The organism is Paraburkholderia sp. Ac-20342 (genome assembly GCF_017104985.1).
Lineage (GTDB): Bacteria > Pseudomonadota > Gammaproteobacteria > Burkholderiales > Burkholderiaceae > Paraburkholderia.
The window spans coordinates 1-17,877 of the sequence record NZ_JAAGPQ010000127.1; the positions used below are offsets into that span (position 1 = coordinate 1).

Sequence of the window (17,877 nt, forward strand, 5' to 3'; positions counted from 1 at the left end):
CGCGGAAGGCGCGGCCGCGGCCACGCTCGAAGTCGGCGTGCTGCCGACCGTGGCCGCGGTGCTCGTGCCGCCCGTGCTGCGGCGGTTCGCGGCGCAGTGGCCGCGCGTGATCGTGCGTCTCGCGACCGGCGCGAACCCGGAGCTGCTCGAACGCCTGAAAGCGGGCTCGATCGAATTCGCGATCGGCCGTCTCGCGGACCCGGAACGGATGGTCGGCCTGAGCTTCGAGCAACTGTTCACCGAGCCGCTGATCGCGGTCGTGCGCGCCGGGCATCCGCTCGCGCAGGGGCCCGGCTTGCAGGCGGCGTCGCTGGAAGAGTTTCCGGTCGTGCTGCCGCCGTTCGGCACCTTGATCCGCCAGTCGGCGGAGAGCCTGCTCAGCGCGTGGGGCGTGCCGCCGTTGTCGGCGTTCGTCGAGGTGCTGTCGGTCTCGACGGGGCGGGCATTGGCGCTCGAAAACGGCGCGGTGTGGTTCGTGCCGCTGAGCGCGGTGGAATACGAGCTGGCGCAAGGCATGCTGGTGCGCTTGCCGCTGCCGTTCACGGGCACCAGCGAGCCGGTCGGGCTGATCCGCCGCTCGGATACGCAGCCGTCGGCCGTGGGGCGCGCGTTTATCGAGGCGGTGCGCGAGTTCGCGCGGGAGAGGATGACGGCGATTTCAGGCAAGGCCGCGGGCAAGGAGGCGGCCAGAAACGGGAGCCACGGCGCGGACAAGGCGCGGAGCAGGCGCGCGCGCAAGTCTCGCCGAAGCAGCGGGCCGGGCGATGCGGACGAGGCGCCCCAATGACCGGCCAGTTGGCGCGCAGGGTTGGCGCACTGCGGCGGGTGCAAGCGTCGGCGCCCTGAAGGGCGAGCCAGGATGAACCACAGGACGAACCAGGATGAACCATCCGGTACAAAACGAAGGTTGCGAACGCCCCGCGACCCGGTGTAAAAACACGGTGCAACAGCCGCCGCGATCCGTCCGGGTTGCGGCATGCCACGCGCGCATCATGCATGGCGCACCCCATCGCGAACAGCCGGCACGGTTGCGTCGAATTCCGACCGACCGGCTGCCGCGTCGAAAGACCGTACAAGGAGATTGTCATGCCCAGCGACTTGCCCACTCCAGAGGCCGCGCAGCGCGCCGTGTTGGCGTCTGAGCACAATCCGCTCGGCACGGCCGGCCTCGAATTCGTGGAGTTTGCCGCGCGCGATCCGCACGCGCTCGGCGAGGTTTTCACGCGGCTCGGCTTCAAGGCGATCGCGCGCCATATCAGCAAGGCCGTCACGCTGTACCGGCAGGGCGAGATGAATTTCCTCATCAACGCCGAACCCGACTCGTTTGCCGCGCGCTATGCCGAAGAGTACGGCGTCGGCATCTGCGCAATCGGGATTCGCGTGGCCAATGCGCAGCGCGCGTTCGAACGCGCAGTCGAACTCGGCGCGTGGGAGTTCGAAGGCGAGCGCCTCGGCGTGGGCGAGCTGCTGATTCCGGCGATCCAGGGCATCGGCGATTCGCATATCTATTTCGTCGACCGTTGGCGCGGGCGTGGCGGTCAGCGCGGCGGCCTCGGCGATATCTCGATCTTCGACATCGATTTCCGGCCGATCGAAATCGACACGGCGCAGGCCGATCTCAATCACGCGGGCAGCGGGCTCGTTGCGGTCGATCATCTGACGCAGACGGTCGGCGAAGGCCGCATGCAGGAATGGATCGACTTCTATCGCGATCTGCTCAACTTCCGCGAGATTCACGAACTGCATGCGAACTGGCACGTATCGGCGGAATCGCGCGTGATGGTGTCGCCGTGCGGCGCGATCCGCGTGCCGCTCTATGAAGAAGGCACGCGCCGGACCAACCTGATGCACGACTATCTGCCCGATCATCCGGGCGAGGGCGTGCAGCACATCGCGCTTGCCACCGACGACATCCTCGCGTGCGTCGAGCGCCTGCTCGCGAACGGCGTCGAATTCGTCGAGCCGCCGCCGCGTTACTACGAAGGGCTCGATGCGCGTTTGCCGGGGCACGGGCTCGACGTCGAACGGTTGCGCCGCACGCATGTGCTCGTCGATGGCGAGATCGGCGCGGACGGTGTGCCGCTGCTGTTTTTCCAGACCTTCGTGCGCCGCGGTGCTGGCGAGATCTTCTTCGAGATCGTGCAGCGCAAGGGGCATCATGGTTTCGGCGAGGGCAACCTCGCGGTGCTGGCGCAGGCGCGCGAGGGCAGCTAGTTTTTATGCGTTCATGCGCGCGCGGGCGTTGAATCGCGCGCCGCGCGAACGCCGCCTCGGGCTCGGGGCTCAGGGCGCGCCCAGCGCGCGTTATTTTTTCATCGACTCGACGGTTACCGGCGGCGTTTGCGGCAGGTCCGCGTTCGTCGCCATCCACAACACTTCCGCGTCTTCCTCGCTCGTGGACACCGCCGCATGGCCCGTGCGGCTGTCGAAGTAGAGGCTATCGCCCGCATTCAGATGCGTCGGCGCATACAACTCCGAATAGAGGCACACGCTGCCGCTAATGACGTACAGGAATTCCTCGCCTTCGTGACGGCCCCAGTCGTCGAAGGCATCGAGCGTATGTGCGGAAATGCGGATGCGAAACGGCAGCATCGCTTTGTGCGCGAGATCGGTAGCGAGTAACTCCATCTGGTAGCCGCGATACGCGTGGCGCTGGCCTTCGTTCTTACGGGTCAGCGCGCGCCGGCCGCTTGCGCTCACTTTCGGCGTGGAGCCGAACAGTTCGCCGATTTCGATCTTCAGGCCCAGGACGATTTTTTGCAGCACGTCGAAAGTGGGGGACATCAGGCCGTTTTCGACTTTGGACAGCGTCGAGCGCGATACGCCGCACAGGCGGCTCGCGGTTTCGAGCGTCAGGTCCTGCGCCTGGCGGGCGGCGCGTACGCGCCGCCCGAGGTCGGTGGTGGACGGGTCGGCGGGTTTGGTGAGGTGGGTGTCCATGAGGCTTGCGGCTCGTTCGGGTCCGCGCTTGATCGTGGCGAATGGGGTTTCCGATCATAACATTCGATGCGGCGGCCTGATTCGCCGGGCATGAACGGCGCGGCGAAAGGGGGAGCCGGCATGGGAGAGGCGCAAGGCGCGGGTGCGCTTTTCTCATCGGAAACGTTGGCCGTCGCGAGGCACAGCTTCATCTGCCCGAGCGAGTTTGTGCCGCAACACGCGCGTCGCAACTCGCAACTCACACGCCGCGATTGAACAACTCGTTGAGCTGCGAGCCGGGCGCCGCGCCCGTGAACTCGAAGCGTCCTTCGGCGAGCGCCCGGGCCGACTGCATGAAGCCGCCCCATGCCGCGCGCGCGAGCCCGCCGCCGACGCTGATGCGCCGCACGCCGAGCGCCGCGACGTCCTGCACCGTAAGCGTCGACGTCGAGCCGATCAGCAGATTGACGGGCTTCGGCGCCACGGCTGCGACCACCGCCTCGATCTGCTCGCGCGTCTGGATGCCGGGTGCGTACAGACAGTCGGCGCCTGCCGCCGCGTAGGCCTTCAGGCGCGCAAGCGCGTCGTCGAGATCGGCCTGGCCGGCGAAGAAGTTTTCCGCGCGGCCGATCAGCAACGTGTCGCCGCCGGTTTCGTCGATCGCGCGTCGTGCCGCGCTGATGCGCTGCACGGCGACGTCGACGGGGAAGAGCGGCGCGGCTGCGTCGCCAGTCGAATCCTCGATAGACAGGCCCGCTACGCCGGTTGCGACCGCGAGCTTCACGCTTTCGGCGACTTCCTGCGGGTCGCGGCCGAAGCCATTTTCGAAGTCGGCGTTGACCGGCAGATCGGTCGCCTCGACGATCGTGCGCAGATGCGCGAGGACCGCCGCGCGCGGGAGCGTGTTGTCGGCGTGGCCGGTGGACCATGCGAAACCCGAGCTCGTCGTGGCCAGCGCCTTGAAGCCGAGCGTTTGCAGATAGCGCGCACTGCCCGCATCCCAGGGATTGGGCAGCACGAAACAGCCGGACGTATGCAGGGCGCGGAAAGCGGCGCGTTTCTCAGCGGCGGTGCGGGGCATGGCATGTCTCCAGGAAATGAGGGAGCTGCAGCGAAGGAGCCGAGGCTCGTGGATCGTGCAAATCGGGATTGGACACAGCGGGATTCGATACAGCGGGATTCAACACAGGTTGAGTCTATTTTCTTATCGAATGCATGCTTGATGAAATGCATCAACATGTACTGCGCACTCGACAGATCGGATCGACGATATTCGCATGGATCGATGCCTGCTGGTCCCGCTTCGCGAAGTGCTCCGCGTCAATGCAAGAAAGCGAGCCATGCCCTGGAAAGGCATGGCTCGCTTCATATGGCATGGAGACTGTAAAGCCGTATACGCCGCGCGAGATACGCATGCCGCAAAAGCGCGACGCGTGTCAAAAGACACTCAAGCGACTCTCAAGCGTCCTGTCGAAAACGCCTGCCCGCGCGATTGCGATACGGTGTGCAGTACGCCTTACTGATCCGCCGGATTCGTCACCATCGGATGCTGCCCGCCCGATTGCGACGTTCCCGTCGCCGGCGTTCCATAGCCGGTGGTGTCGCCCTGGGCCATGGCGTTCTGCGTGGCGACGCGTGCTTCGGCTGCCTGAATATCGGCCGGATAGCTGGCGTCCGTCGATTCGGCCGGGTTGTAGCCCACCTGTTCGAGCTGCTGCAATTGCGCCTTCACTTCCGCGCGCGTGACCGGCTGCTCGGATTGCGCGAACGCCGCGAGCGGCGCGGCGATGACGGCCGCGAATACGGCGGCCTGAATCAGCGATTTCATGATGTTTTCCCTCCGACATTGTCTATCGGTACCGCGACAATCCCGGCACCCATTGACGGAGTCTAGAAAGCGGGTCGCCTTGGGGAAACCACCAGGTCGTTAATTCAGTATTGACGCAAACAACAAGTCGGCGCGTTGTAATGGGGGCGTGGTGCCGTTCGTAAGAGAAACGCGGAAATTAGCGGGACATTCGCTCAAGCGCCCTTGCGCACGTCGACACGATAAGCGGTGATTTGCCGGTAAGTGTCACCGGGCCGCACGATCGCCTGATCCTGTCCGGTCATATTGACCTGGTTCGGAAAGCCGCAGGCTTCGAGGCACAAACCCGCATGCCGTTGATAACGCACTCCGCCGCGGCCGCCGTTGCCGTTCAGTGCATTGCCGGTATAGAACTGCAAGCCGGGCTGATCGGTCGATACGGTCAGCTCGCGTCCGCTGCCCGGATCGTATGCGCATGCAACCTCGCGCACTCGCGGCGGCGTGCTTTCATTCGAGCCGTTCACGCCATTCGCGCCATTCGCGCCGCTTTCGTCCTCATCGCGCAGCACATAGCAATGATCGAAGCCGCCCGCTCGCGCAAGTTGCGCATGCGGCCAGTCGAGCCGCGCGCCGAGCGGCGCGCTCTGCCGGAAGTCGAATGCATTGCCCGCGACGTCGGCGAGCTTGCACGGAATCATCGTCGCGTCGACTTCGAAAAAACGTTCGGCGTCGATCGACAGTACATGCCCTCGAATATCGGTGCCCGCGCGCCCCGTCAGATTGAAGTACGGATGACTCGTCAGATTGAGCGGCGTCGCCGCGTCGGTGATCGCTTCGTATTCGATCGTCAGCGTGCCGTCGTCGTCGAGCGAATAGCGCACCTGCACGGTCACGTTGCCCGGAAACCCGGCGTCGCCTTCGGGCGATTCGAGGCGCATCAGCAACGCGCCGCCGTCCTCGCTCACGTCCCACAGCGCGCGATGAAAACCGACCGTGCCGCCGTGCAGCAGGTTCGTGCCTTCATTGCGGTCGAGCGTGTACTCGATGTCGTCGAGCATGAAGCGCGCGCCGGCAATACGGTTGGCCCAGCGACCGATCAGTCCGCCCATATAGGTCGTTGCCGCGACGTATTCGGCGGGCGTGTCGTGGCCGAGCAGAATATCGCCGAGACGTCCCGCGCGATCCGGCGCATGCCAGGAGACCAGCGTCGCGCCGAGGTCGCTGATGGCGACCTTCATGCCGTGCGCGTTGCGCAGCGTATAGAGCCGGACGCGATCGCCGCCGTGCAGCGTGCCCCACGGCTCGGAAGAAAGTTGTGCGATGCTGATCATGTGGTCGGTGCAAAGAAAAAATAAAAAGCGCTCAGCCCGCCGTTTGCTCCGGCTTCGAACTCGCGCGCTCCTGGTATTCGCGCGGCGTGCAGCCGAGTTCGCGCCGGAATACCGCGTACATGTATTGCAGCGACGTAAAGCCGCAGCGAATCGCGACCTCCGCGCTCGATGCGTCGCGTTTCGCGAGCAGCGACTTCGCAACGTCGAGCTTGTGGCGCAGGATTTCCTGGTGCACGGTGCATTGCCGTTCGCGCCGGAAGTACTCTTCGAGCGACGAACGCGACACGCCCACATAGTCGGCTACCTGTTCGGTGCGGATGCCCTGGCACGCGTACTGGCGAATGAAGTGCCGCGCGCGCATTACGTAGGGGCTCGCGAGCGGCTGATGCCGCGTCGATTCGAGCACGTTGATGCCGACCGGCGGCACGAGAATGCGGCGCCCCGGAAAACGCGCGCCGTGCAGCATCTGATGCAGGATGTGCGCGGCGGTGCGGCCCATTTCCTCGGTGCCCTGAATCACCGACGAAAGCGGAATGCGCGTGAGCGTACGCGTGAGAGGATCGTTGTCGATGCCGATGATCGCGACTTCCTCGGGCACCGGAATGCCCGCGATCAGGCAGGCCTGCAACAGATGGCGCGCCCGCGCATCGGTCACGGCGATGATGCCGACCGGCTTCGGCAATTGCCGCAGCCACGTCGTGAGCTGTTCGGCCGCCTGGTTCCATGACGGTGCGCTTGTCGACAGGCCGCGATAGATCTCGCTGCCGATCTGCGCGGTGCCGTGTCCGTCCGTGCTGCGCAAATGGGCGAACGCGAGTTCGCGCTGCTGCGCCCAGCGGTTTTCCTGCGCCTGCGGCAGGCTGTAGAGCGCGAAGTTTTCGAGCCCCGCGCCGATCAGATGCGTGTACGCGAGCGATACGAGCTTGCTGTTGTCGGTCGCGATATAGGGTAAGTCCGGGGGATACTGCTCCGGGTCTTCGTACGAGGAGCCCACCGCGACCACCGGCAACGGACAGCCGCGCAGCGCTTCGTACACGGCGGGGTCGTCGAAATCCGCGATGATGCCGTCGCCGTCGAAGCGCTCGATGCCCGCGAGCCGACAGCGAAAGTCTTCTTCGAGGAACAGGTCCCACGCGACCCGCGTCGACAGCAGGTAGTTGCCGATGCCGGTGATGATCTCGCGGTCGTAGACCTTGTTCGCGTTGAACAGCAGCGCGATCCGATGGGTCGTCTGGGGGGCTTGCGGACGGGTCATGACGGTAAGCGGCGTAGGGCTCGAATGGCCACGGCGCCTTTGTCTCCTGTGTAGTCGAGCGGGCGCCGGCGGGCCGCCCCGTTTTTTAAGCGTCCGGTTATTCTAGGCCCCGAATCGCGCCGTGGTAATCAACAAACGCGCGGGCGGTAAGAAACATCAAGCGTGCTGCGCAATTTCGCAATTGCCGACATATCGTGCAAGCGGCAGCATGGCGTCACTTTGTCGACCGGCGCGGAGCCGTCGCGCGGGTTGCGATGCGGCACAACAAGGAGACGCAGATGCCTTACTTCGAACACATTCCCGAGATCCGTTATGAAGGTCCGCACGCGGATAATCCGCTTGCGTACCGTCACTACGACAGAAACAGGAAAGTGCTCGGCAAGACGCTCGAAGAACATCTGCGCATCGCCGTATGCTACTGGCATACGTTCGTGTGGCCCGGCGTCGATATCTTCGGCCAGGGCACGTTCCATCGTCCATGGCAGCAGCCCGGCGACGCGATGGAGCGGGCCCTGCAGAAAGCCGATGCCGCATTCGAATTCTTCTCGAAGCTCGGCACGCCGTACTACACGTTCCACGATACCGACGTCGCGCCCGAAGGCACGAGCGTCAAGGACTATAGCGAGAACTTCCTGCGCGTGTCCGACTACCTCGCGCGCAAGCAGCAGGACACCGGCATCAGGCTGCTGTGGGGCACCGCGAACCTGTTCTCGCATCCGCGCTATGCGGGGGGCGCGGCAACCAGTCCGAATCCGGAAATCTTCGCCTTCGCCGCGACCCAGGTGCGTCACGCGCTCGACGCGACGCAGCGCCTCGGCGGCGAAAACTACGTATTGTGGGGCGGCCGCGAGGGCTACGACACGCTGCTCAATACCGACCTCGTGCGCGAACGCGCGCAGCTTGCGCGTTTCCTGCACATGGTGGTCGATCACAAGCACAAGATCGGCTTCAAGGGCGCGCTGTTGATCGAGCCGAAGCCGCAGGAGCCGACCAAGCATCAATACGACTACGACGTCGCGACCGTACACGGCTTCCTGCTGCAATACGGGCTCGACAAGGAAATTCGCGTGAACATCGAGGCGAATCACGCGACGCTCGCGGGGCACTCGTTCCATCACGAGATTGCGACGGCGTTTGCGCTCGGCATTTTCGGCAGCGTCGATGCGAATCGCGGCGATCCGCAAAATGGTTGGGATACCGATCAATTCCCCAATAGCGTCGAGGAACTGACGCTCGCGTTCTACGAGATTCTGCGTCACGGCGGCTTCACGACCGGCGGCATGAACTTCGACTCGAAGGTGCGCCGGCAGAGCGTCGATGCGGCAGACCTGTTTCACGGCCATATCGGCGCGATCGACAACCTCGCGCTCGGCCTCGAACGCGCGGCGGTGCTGATCGAAAACGATCTCCTCGAACAGTTCAAGCGCCAGCGTTATGCCGGCTGGGACACGGAGTTCGGCCGCAAGATCCTGTCCGGCGACCATTCGCTGGCGACGCTCGCAACGGATACGCTGGCGCGCGATCTGAATCCGCAACACGCGAGTGGACAGCAGGAGCGCATGGAAAACATCGTCAATCAGGCGATCTATAGCGGACGTTGAAGAACGTAAGCGGCACAGCGGAACGTACGGCAAGAAGCACCTTATGAGGCATCGGAAAAAGCCTTACACAAAGATCGCGCGGCCACGCTGATCGCGCGAAACAGGAAGCTGTGGGTTGTCGTTGATCCGGTTCTGCGGCTCGCAGCGCAGGCCGACCCATCCGGTATTCCGGTTATCACAACAAGGAGACAGAAATGAAATTCGCAATGCGTCGTCACGTACTGAGTTCGCTCCTATGCGGAGCGGTGCTCGCCAGCCTGTCGCTTGCCGCACCGCTCGCGCATGCGAGCAAGGATCATCCGGAAATCGGCTTCTGTATCGACGATCTGCGCGTCGAGCGCTGGTCGCGCGATCGCGACTATTTCGTCGCCGCGGCGGAAAAGCTCGGCGCGAAAGTGTCGGTGCAGTCGGCCGACGCGAGCGAGGAGCGGCAGATCTCGCAGATCGAAAACCTCATTTCGCGTGGCGTCGACGTAATCGTGATCGTGCCGTTCAACTCGAAGACGCTCGGCAACGTGGTCGCCGAAGCGAAGAAGGCCGGCATCAAGGTCGTGTCGTATGACCGCCTGATTCTCGATGCCGACATCGACGCCTATATCTCGTTCGACAACGAGAAGGTCGGCGAAATGCAGGCCCAGGGTGTTTATGACGTGCGGCCGAAGGGCAACTACTTCCTGCTTGGCGGCGCGCCGACCGACAACAACGCGAAGATGCTGCGCCAGGGACAACTGAAGGTGCTGCAACCGGCGATCGACAAGGGCGACATCAAGGTGGTCGGCCAGCAGTGGGTGCCGGAGTGGAGCGCATCGACGGCGCTGCGCATCATGGAAGACGCGCTGACCGCGAACAACAACAAGATCGACGCCGTCGTCGCCTCGAACGACGGCACCGCCGGCGGCGCGATCCAGGCGCTCGCCGCGCAGGGCCTCGCGGGCAAGGTACCGATCTCGGGCCAGGACGCCGACCTCGCGGCCGTCAAGCGCGTGGCGGCCGGCACGCAGACGATGACGGTCTACAAGCCGCTCAAGCTGATCGCGGGCGAAGCGGCGAAGCTGTCGGTGGCGCTTGCGAAGGGCGAGAAGCCGGGCTTCAATGCGCAATACGACAACGGCAAGAAGAAGGTCGATACGGTGCTGTTGCAGCCGACCAAGCTGACCAAGGCCAACCTCGACATCGTCGTGAAAGACGGCTTCTACACGCAGGCGCAGCTCGCGAGCCAATAAGGCGGAAGACGGGGACGGAAGACGGGCGCGGCGTGAGCGCCACGCTTCGCGGGCCACGGTGCCCGCGAGCGTGGCCGCCCGCCCACCTTGCAGCGAGGCATAGCGAATGACGCAACCTCTTCTGACGATGCGCGGCATCGTCAAAGCTTTTTCCGGCGTGAAGGCGCTCGACGGCATCGACCTGACCGTCTCGCCGGGCGAATGCGTGGGCCTGTGCGGCGAGAACGGCGCGGGCAAGTCGACGCTGATGAAAGTGCTTTCCGGCGTCTATCCGCACGGTACCTGGGATGGCGAAATTCGCTGGGAAGGCGAGCCGCTGAAGGCCACGAGCATTCGCGACACCGAGCGCGCGGGCATCATCATCATTCACCAGGAGCTGATGCTGGTGCCGGAGCTCTCGGTCGCGGAGAACATTTTTCTCGGCAATGAAATCACGCTGCCCGGCGGCCGCATGAACTACGCGGCGATGTATCAGCGCGCCGACGAACTGTTGCGCGAACTCGGCATTAGCGGCATCAATGCCGCGCAGCCGGTGATGAACTACGGCGGCGGCCATCAGCAGCTGATCGAAATCGCGAAGGCGCTCAACAAGCGCGCGAAGCTGCTGATTCTCGATGAACCGTCGTCGTCGCTGACTGCCGCCGAGATCGCGATTCTGCTCGACATCGTGCGCGATCTGAAGCGGCGCGGCATTGCCTGCGTGTACATCTCGCACAAGCTCGACGAAGTCGCGGCGGTTTGCGACACGATCAGCGTGATTCGCGACGGCCGTCATGTCGCAACCGAGCCGATGCACGCGCTGACGACCGACCGCATCATCTCGCTGATGGTGGGCCGCGAGATCAGAAACCTGTTTCCGCGCGAGCCGTATCCGATCGGCGAGGTGGTCTTCGAAGCGCGCCACGTGACCTGCTTCGACGTGACGAATCCGCGCCGCAAGCGTGTGGACGACGTGTCGTTCTCGTTGCGGCGCGGCGAGATTCTCGGCGTCGCGGGACTCGTCGGCGCGGGCCGTACCGAACTGATGCAGGCGATCTTCGGCGCGTACGCGGGCGGGAGCGAAGCGAGCGTCATGCTCGACGGCAAGCCCTTGAAGATTCGCGCGCCGATCGACGCGATCCGCGCCGGCATCGCGATGGTGCCCGAGGATCGCAAGCGTCACGGCATCGTGCCGGGCTTGAGCGTCGGCCATAACATCACGCTCGCGGTGTTGCAGCGTTTCGCATCGGGCGGGCGCATCGATTCCGCCGCCGAACTCGACACGATCAATACGGAAATGAGGCGGCTTTCGGTGCGCGCGGCGAATCCGATGCTGTCGATCGCGAGCCTCTCGGGCGGCAATCAGCAGAAGGCGGTGCTTACGCGCATGCTGCTGACCGATCCGAAAGTGCTGATCCTCGACGAACCGACGCGCGGCGTCGACGTCGGCGCGAAATACGAAATCTACAAGCTGATCTTTCAACTGGCGCAGCGCGGCATGTCGATCATCATGGTGTCGTCCGAATTGCCGGAAGTACTCGGCCTGAGCGACCGCGTGCTCGTGATCGGCGAAGGCGAATTGCGTGGCGACTTCGTCAACGACGGTCTCACCCAGGAAGACATACTCGGCGCCGCGATCCGTCCCGTGCATCCCTCTTCGAACTTAACCGCAGCGAGTGCCGCATGACGCCCGACGTGACTTCCCAACGCACCGACCATGCCGTGCCGCGAGGCGGATTCGGCGGCGCGCAGCGCATTCAGCAACTGTTCGCGCGCTACAAGATTCTCGCCTTGCTGATTGCCGTCGCGGTGATCTGGACGTTCTTCTCGGTGCTCACGCACGGCGCGTTCGTCACGCCGCGCAATATATCGAACCTGCTGCGGCAGATGTCGATTACCGGCATGCTCGCCTGCGGCATGGTGTTCGTCATCATCGCCGGCGAGATCGATCTGTCGGTCGGCTCGCTGCTCGGCCTGCTCGGCGGCGTCGCGGCGATTCTCGACGTGAACCGTCACTGGCCGATCGGCGTGACGATTCCCGTGGTGCTGCTGCTCGGCGTGGCGGTCGGCGTGTTCAACGGATGGTGGTCGACGTACCGGCGCGTGCCGTCGTTTATCGTCGGGCTTGGCGGCATGCTCGCGTATCGCGGCATTCTGCTCGGCGTGACGGGCGGCTCGACCATCGCACCGGTTTCGGACAGCTTCGTATTCGTCGGCCAGGGCTATCTGCCGCGGCTCGCGGGCGACACGCTCGCGATCGTTATGTTCGTGCTGCTCGCCTTCCTGACGATCCGGCAGCGCGCGAACCGCCAGCGTTATCAGTTGCGGGTCGTGCCGTTCTGGCAGGACGTCGCGAAGGTGATCGGCGCGGGCGCGATACTGGCGGGCTTCGTCGCCACGCTCGACCGCTACGGCGGCATTCCAGTGCCCGTGCTGCTGCTGCTCGCGCTGCTCGGCATCTTCACGTGGATCGCCACGCAGACCGTGTTCGGCCGCCGCATCTACGCGGTCGGTTCGAACCTCGAAGCGACGCGTCTTTCCGGCGTCAACACCGACCGCGTGAAGCTCGCGATCTTCGCGCTGATGGGGCTCATGTGCGCGTTCGCGGGCATTGTCAACACGGCGCGGCTCGCGGCCGGCTCGCCGTCGGCGGGCACGATGGGCGAGCTCGATGCGATCGCCGCGTGCTTCATCGGCGGCACCTCGATGCGCGGCGGCTCCGGCACCGTGTACGGCGCGCTGATCGGCGCGCTCGTGATGGCGAGCCTCGATAACGGCATGTCGATGCTCGACGTCGACGCGTACTGGCAGATGATCGTGAAGGGCGGCATTCTCGTGCTGGCCGTGTGGATCGATGTGGTGTCGGGTTCGAATCGCCGTTGATGAGCTTGAGTTGCAACAACGCGCATGGTGTGCCGGCGGAACCGGCGCACTGCGCGGCATACCTTGCGGCACACCGCGCGGCACGCTGTGACATGAAACTTCGTACAGCGCCCAGGCACTAGCCGCGCGCAGTTAATGAAGCACCCCACGATTTTCCCCCGCCGCCCGCATTCCTTGCACGCCCATACCGCACGGCCACCCGAGCCGCGTGCGCGCATTTAAGTCTCCCGCCGGCCGGTTCGTCTTATTACTATTCGCAAACAACGGCGCGAGCGGAGTCGGGCGTCCGCTCGCTTGCGCCGCTTTCCCGTCATCGTGCCAGCCGGTCGAGCCATGCCATCGAGCCATGCCATGTTAACGCGCAGAACCTTCCTGCTCGGCGGCGCCAGCGCGTTGGGCGGTCTGCTGCTCGGCTGGGGCGTGCTGCCGCCGCGGCAGCGCCTGACGACGTCGGCGCCATTGCCGGTGCAAGGCTCGCAGGTCGCGCTCAACGGCTGGGTCAAGATCGCCGCCGACGACAGCGTGACGATCATGATGGGCAAGAGCGAAATGGGCCAGGGCATCCACACCGGCCTCGCGATGCTGCTTGCCGAGGAACTCGACGCGGACTGGTCGCGGGTCAGCGTCGAAGCCGCGCCGATCGACCGGATCTACAACGCCGTGCAGAGCATTGTCGACGACCTGCCGTTTCGGCCCGACGACGATAGCCTCGTCAAGCGCGGCGTCGTGTGGATCACGAGCAAGGCGGTGCGCGAATTCGGCACGATGATGACGGGCGGTTCGTCGAGCATGAACGATCTGTGGACACCGATGCGCGAAGCCGGCGCATCGGCGCGCGCGATGCTGATCGGCGCGGCGGCCGAACAGTGGCAGGTGGCGCCCGGCGAATGCCGCGTGGAAAAGGGCTACGTGCTGCACGGGTCGGGCCGGAAGGCGAGCTTCGGCGCATTGGCGACGCTGGCGGCGCGGCAGCCGTTGCCGCGCAAGGTCGACTTGAAGCAGCCCGCCGATTTCAGGCTGATCGGCCAGCCCGTGCGGCGCATCGAGGCCACGTCGAAAATCGATGGCAGCGCGCGTTTCGGCATCGACGTATTGCCGAGCGGCTTGCTGTACGCGAGCGTCGTGATGTGCCCGACGCTCGGCGGCACCGTCGCGCGGTTCGACGCGACACCCGTGCGGACCATGCCGGGCTTCGTCAAGGCGTTCGCGGTCGCGCCGTATGCGGGCGGCACCGGCGGCGTGGCCGTGATCGCGGACAACCCGTATCGCGCGATGAATGCGGTCGCCGCGCTCAAGGTGGACTGGCAGGACGGCGCGGCCGCGAAGGTGTCGAGCGCGGAGATCGATCGCCATCTGCTGGACGCGCTCGATGATGCCGGCGGCCATGTGTACTTCCAGCGCGGCAACCTCGACAACGCGATGAGCCGCGCGGCGCGTACGATCGACGCCGTGTACCACGTGCCGTATCTCGCGCATGGCGCGGTCGAGCCGCTGAACTGCACGGTGCGGGTCGCGGACGGCGCGGCGACCGTGTGGGTCTCGACGCAGATGCCGGGGCTCGCGCGGCAGCACGTCGCGCGGGCGCTTGGCATCGATGCCGGGTTCGTCGACGTGCAACCGCAGTTGTTGGGCGGCGCGTTCGGGCGGCGGCTCGAACTCGATTTCATCGCGCAGGCCGCGGTCATTGCGCGCGAAGCCGAGGGCCGTCCGGTGCAAACGATCTGGTCGCGCGCGCAGGATTTCACGCACGACTTTTATCGACCCGCCTGCGCGGCGCGGCTTCGGGCCGGCTTCGACGGCGACGGCAAACTCGTTGCGTGGCACGCGAAATCGGCGGGGCAGGCGATCGTGCCGGAAGCGCTTGCGCGCTACTACGGCGTGCCGCGCATTCCGATCGACAAGACCACTTGCGAAGGCGCATTCGATCAGCCGTACGAGTGGCCGGCCGCGCGCGCGTCGCACGAGATCGTCGAATTGCCGGTGCCGGTCGGCTTTTGGCGCTCGGTCGGCCATTCGCACCAGGCGTTCTTTACCGAGAGCTTCACCGACGAAGCCGCTGTGGCGGCGAAGCAGGACCCGCTCGAATTTCGCGCGGCGCTGCTCGCGCAGCATCCGCGGCATCTTGCGGTGCTCAAGCGTGTCGGGGTGCTGTCGGGCTGGGGGCATCCGCTTGAGCCTGCTAACGACGGCGCGCGCCGTGCGCGCGGCATTGCGCTGCACGAGGCGTTCGGCAGTGTCGTCGCGCAGGTCGCCGAAGTGTCGATCGGACCGCAGAAGCAGATTCGCGTGCATCGCGTGGTGTGCGTGATCGATTGCGGCTTGCCGGTGAATCCGAACCTGATCCGTCAGCAGATGGAAGGCGGCATTGTGTTCGGTTTGTCGAGCGCGTTGCAGAACGAGATCACGATCGTCGACGGCCAGGTGCAGCAGAAGAATTTCGTGGACTTTCCGGTCGTGCGAATGAACGTGTGTCCGGCGATCGAAACCGACATCATGCCGAGCCAGCTGCATCCGCAGGGCGTCGGCGAGCCGGCCGTGCCGCCGGTTGCGCCGGCGGTGGCCAACGCGGTGTTCGCGCTGACCGGGCAGCGTTTGCGCACGTTGCCGCTGAAGCTCGCGTGAGCGTGGGTTCGATCGGGCTCGGCCCTGGTTTCGCGATTCGGGAGAACAACATGGCAATACTGAATATCAACGGACGCGCGATGAAGGTCGAGGCCGAGCCGGACATGCCGCTGCTCTGGGTGCTGCGCTGCGACCTCGGCATGACGGGCACGAAGTTCGGCTGCGGCGTGGGCATCTGCGGCGCCTGCACGATCAATCTCGACGATGCCGCGTGCCTCGCCTGTCAGACGCCGATGTCGAGCCTGCACACGCAGAAGATCACGACGATCGAAGGCCTTCAGGGACGCGAGGCGCAGGCGTTGAAGGCGGCGTGGCTCGAACTCGATGTCGTGCAATGCGGCTATTGCCAGAGCGCGCAACTGATGGCGGCCTGCGCGCTGCTCAAGCACAAGCCGAATCCGAACGATGCGGATATCGATGCGGCGATGACGCCGGTGGTGTGCCGTTGCGGCACGTATCCGCGGGTGCGGGCGGCGATTCATCTGGCGGCGCGGCGGATGGGGTAGGGCGCATCGCGCGGATTCGGCACGACGCCAGAATGATCGCCACGTCACCGCACGCTCGAAATCAGGCGGCAGCCGCATGTTCCACGATGACCGGCGCGAGCAAGCGGCACGCCGTTATCGATCATCGTGTCGTCGCCCTCGATGATGACGTTAGGCTGAATCTGTGGGTGTAGCGGACACTCGATCAGGTCGCCCTTGCGCGCGAGTGCTACGCCGTCGTAGTCCGCCGTTGTCGAGGCGGTGACGACTTTGCCGCCGTGGTCGGTGGTGTCGCCGAGCCGAATAAAATCCATGTCGTTGTCCTGGATCAGTTTGCTGGGTCAGTTTCTCTTCGGCGGGACGATTTCAGGCGTGCGCGGCAAGGGAGGCGCACCGGGCAGATCAAAGCGGGCTTCCCATCGCCGGGTGCCGTCGGGGTCGGCATGCTCGGCGCCCGGCACGTTGGTGTGCAGCGAGGGAGGCGCGGGATTACGCAGCACGCGTAGCACGCGATTGACGAACACGTAGGGTTCGGGAAGTCCCTCCTCAGGCGCGCCGAGGCGGGGGAAGTCGCCCGCGCGGATCAGCAGGCAGTGGCCGACCCGCTCGATGCCAATGTCAGGCCGTGCCAGTTGGGCTCGCACGGCGGCTTCCCCGCCGAGGCGGTCGACAAACAGGTCGCCGATAAGGGTGTACCAGTTCACGCCCTTGATGAAGCCGTAACGCCTCACTTTTGCACCGGGAGGAAGGTCGTCGTAAATCTCCGTCGGGCGTTCCGCTGACTCGCCTGCATACGACATGGTGTTGTATTCCATATCTTGTATGAACGCGTAGCTGTCGATTTCCAGTCCGCTGAACCGTTGCGCAAGCGCCCATTCCTGCGGCATGTACTCGTGGAAACTGTACGGCAGGATGGATGAGAGTCCGCCGTAGCCGCCCCGCACCGGCAGTTGTTCGCAGACGAAGCGCAGGAACGCTTCGTAGCTCCGGACACCTTCGGGTGTGTTCACGAAATCCATCGGCATCCAGAATTTCATATGCGACAGACCCCGGTCCCGTCCTTTTTGCACGATGGCTCCGCCCGGAATCTTGTAGTCCGACGCCATGGCCCGGTTGGTCAGTGTCTCGATCTGATAGGCTGCGGCGCTATCTTCGTCGATCGCGCTGGAGCGTACGACTTCCAGCTTGACCGCTGGCGGGACTTCCAGAATTGCCTGGCGGATCGCCTCGACCCCGCGTGGTGTCTTCCGGCTGAAGCGGCCGTCCTCGCCATTCCTGCCGCCTTTCAGGTAAGGGCCAAACAGTTGCTCGAAACGGTCGAAGCAGGCGAGCAGTTCCCGGCGTACATCGGGCTTCGAGCCGCGTTCAAAGAACACCGTGCCGATCACGCCGGGGAAGATCACCAGCCCGCCGCCCCGGTTGTCGTGCTGACATAGTTCCTCGCCATAGCGGCTGAAGGCTTCCGCCGGTGTCAGCACCGTTTTTTTATGGGAAGAATTCATCATGTGATCCATTTGAAGTAAAAGAAAAATTGGGTGGGCTGGTCAGTGCCGCCATCAGCGCCGCGTCGCCCGCTGTCGCGGTGATCGCCACCAGCGCGGCCAGCGCGCCGACCAGAGCCTGCGTCAGCACGACGGGAACGAGAACCCCATCGATGACGAGGACAACCACGGCCATCCCCCCGGACATGGTGATGCACACCTGTCCCCAGTCGATCTGCCGCAGTTGCTGGACGGTCAGGTCGGTCTGCTGTCTGATCTGCTGCCATGCGG

At 64.9% G+C, this 17,877-nt stretch carries 15 protein-coding genes and 1 pseudogene; 8 read left to right on the top strand and 8 right to left on the bottom strand.

Going from position 1 to position 17,877, the window contains the following annotated elements; translation table 11 throughout:
- Both G3N58_RS31265 and G3N58_RS31270 read left to right on the top strand, forming a co-directional pair.
- Window positions 1-787: LysR substrate-binding domain-containing protein (locus G3N58_RS31265; protein ID WP_206001108.1), on the top strand; the 787-nt coding region annotated here is incomplete at its 5' end.
- A gap of 299 nt (window positions 788-1,086) precedes the next feature.
- Window positions 1,087-2,214: a VOC family protein gene (locus tag G3N58_RS31270; protein ID WP_167050135.1), complete on the top strand. Its 1,128-nt coding sequence runs from the start codon at window positions 1,087-1,089 to the stop codon at window positions 2,212-2,214.
- 90 nt (window positions 2,215-2,304) lie between these two features.
- Here the strand turns inward: G3N58_RS31270 and G3N58_RS31275 are convergent, their stop codons facing one another.
- The 5 genes from G3N58_RS31275 to G3N58_RS31295 form a co-directional block, all read right to left on the bottom strand.
- Window positions 2,305-2,940: an XRE family transcriptional regulator gene (locus G3N58_RS31275; RefSeq protein ID WP_167050137.1), complete on the bottom strand. Its 636-nt coding sequence runs from the start codon at window positions 2,938-2,940 to the stop codon at window positions 2,305-2,307.
- Between the two features lie 238 nt (window positions 2,941-3,178).
- Window positions 3,179-4,000, bottom strand: coding sequence for an isocitrate lyase/phosphoenolpyruvate mutase family protein (locus G3N58_RS31280; RefSeq protein WP_206001109.1), 822 nt, complete (start codon window positions 3,998-4,000; stop codon window positions 3,179-3,181).
- A 435-nt stretch (window positions 4,001-4,435) separates the two neighbouring features.
- The gene (locus G3N58_RS31285; RefSeq protein ID WP_167050141.1) at window positions 4,436-4,747 is read right to left on the bottom strand and encodes a DUF4148 domain-containing protein; all 312 of its coding nucleotides are present in this window, start codon (window positions 4,745-4,747) and stop codon (window positions 4,436-4,438) included.
- Window positions 4,748-4,941: 194 nt separating this feature from the next.
- Window positions 4,942-6,057 (bottom strand): aldose epimerase family protein, encoded by a 1,116-nt coding sequence (locus G3N58_RS31290; protein ID WP_206001110.1) that lies wholly within the window; start codon window positions 6,055-6,057, stop codon window positions 4,942-4,944.
- 31 nt (window positions 6,058-6,088) lie between these two features.
- The gene (locus G3N58_RS31295; RefSeq protein WP_206001111.1) at window positions 6,089-7,312 is read right to left on the bottom strand and encodes a DNA-binding transcriptional regulator; all 1,224 of its coding nucleotides are present in this window, start codon (window positions 7,310-7,312) and stop codon (window positions 6,089-6,091) included.
- A gap of 278 nt (window positions 7,313-7,590) precedes the next feature.
- On the opposite strand from G3N58_RS31295, the gene xylA reads away from it, so the two are divergent.
- The 6 genes from xylA to G3N58_RS31325 all read left to right on the top strand — a co-directional run bounded on the left by xylA (window position 7,591) and on the right by G3N58_RS31325 (window position 16,126).
- Window positions 7,591-8,913, top strand: a complete 1,323-nt coding sequence (xylA, locus tag G3N58_RS31300) for a xylose isomerase (protein WP_167050147.1) — start codon at window positions 7,591-7,593, stop codon at window positions 8,911-8,913.
- A gap of 194 nt (window positions 8,914-9,107) precedes the next feature.
- Window positions 9,108-10,136 (top strand): D-xylose ABC transporter substrate-binding protein, encoded by a 1,029-nt coding sequence (xylF, locus tag G3N58_RS31305; RefSeq protein WP_167050149.1) that lies wholly within the window; start codon window positions 9,108-9,110, stop codon window positions 10,134-10,136.
- 106 nt (window positions 10,137-10,242) lie between these two features.
- Complete coding sequence (gene xylG / locus G3N58_RS31310; RefSeq protein ID WP_206001112.1) at window positions 10,243-11,802, top strand: D-xylose ABC transporter ATP-binding protein; 1,560 nt, start codon at window positions 10,243-10,245, stop codon at window positions 11,800-11,802.
- A complete protein-coding gene (locus tag G3N58_RS31315) occupies window positions 11,799-12,998 on the top strand; it encodes a sugar ABC transporter permease (RefSeq protein ID WP_167050153.1) in 1,200 nt (399 codons plus the stop codon). Before xylG ends, G3N58_RS31315 begins: the two co-directional genes overlap by 4 nt.
- Window positions 12,999-13,349: 351 nt before the next feature.
- A complete protein-coding gene (locus G3N58_RS31320) occupies window positions 13,350-15,620 on the top strand; it encodes a molybdopterin cofactor-binding domain-containing protein (RefSeq protein ID WP_206001113.1) in 2,271 nt (756 codons plus the stop codon).
- A 50-nt stretch (window positions 15,621-15,670) separates the two neighbouring features.
- Window positions 15,671-16,126 carry a (2Fe-2S)-binding protein gene (locus tag G3N58_RS31325; protein ID WP_206001114.1) on the top strand — a complete coding sequence of 152 codons (456 nt, stop codon included), beginning with the start codon at window positions 15,671-15,673 and terminating at the stop codon, window positions 16,124-16,126.
- A gap of 44 nt (window positions 16,127-16,170) precedes the next feature.
- Here G3N58_RS31325 and G3N58_RS31330 read toward each other — a convergent pair whose 3' ends face one another.
- The 3 genes and pseudogenes from G3N58_RS31330 to G3N58_RS31340 all read right to left on the bottom strand — a co-directional run.
- Window positions 16,171-16,419: a PAAR domain-containing protein gene (locus tag G3N58_RS31330; protein ID WP_167284923.1), complete on the bottom strand. Its 249-nt coding sequence runs from the start codon at window positions 16,417-16,419 to the stop codon at window positions 16,171-16,173.
- Between the two features lie 27 nt (window positions 16,420-16,446).
- The gene (locus G3N58_RS31335) at window positions 16,447-17,610 is read right to left on the bottom strand and encodes a type VI immunity family protein (RefSeq protein WP_241017299.1); all 1,164 of its coding nucleotides are present in this window, start codon (window positions 17,608-17,610) and stop codon (window positions 16,447-16,449) included.
- Window positions 17,591-17,877, bottom strand: a pseudogene (locus tag G3N58_RS31340) (hypothetical protein); the annotation flags it as partial. The gene G3N58_RS31335 and the pseudogene G3N58_RS31340, both read right to left, overlap by 20 nt.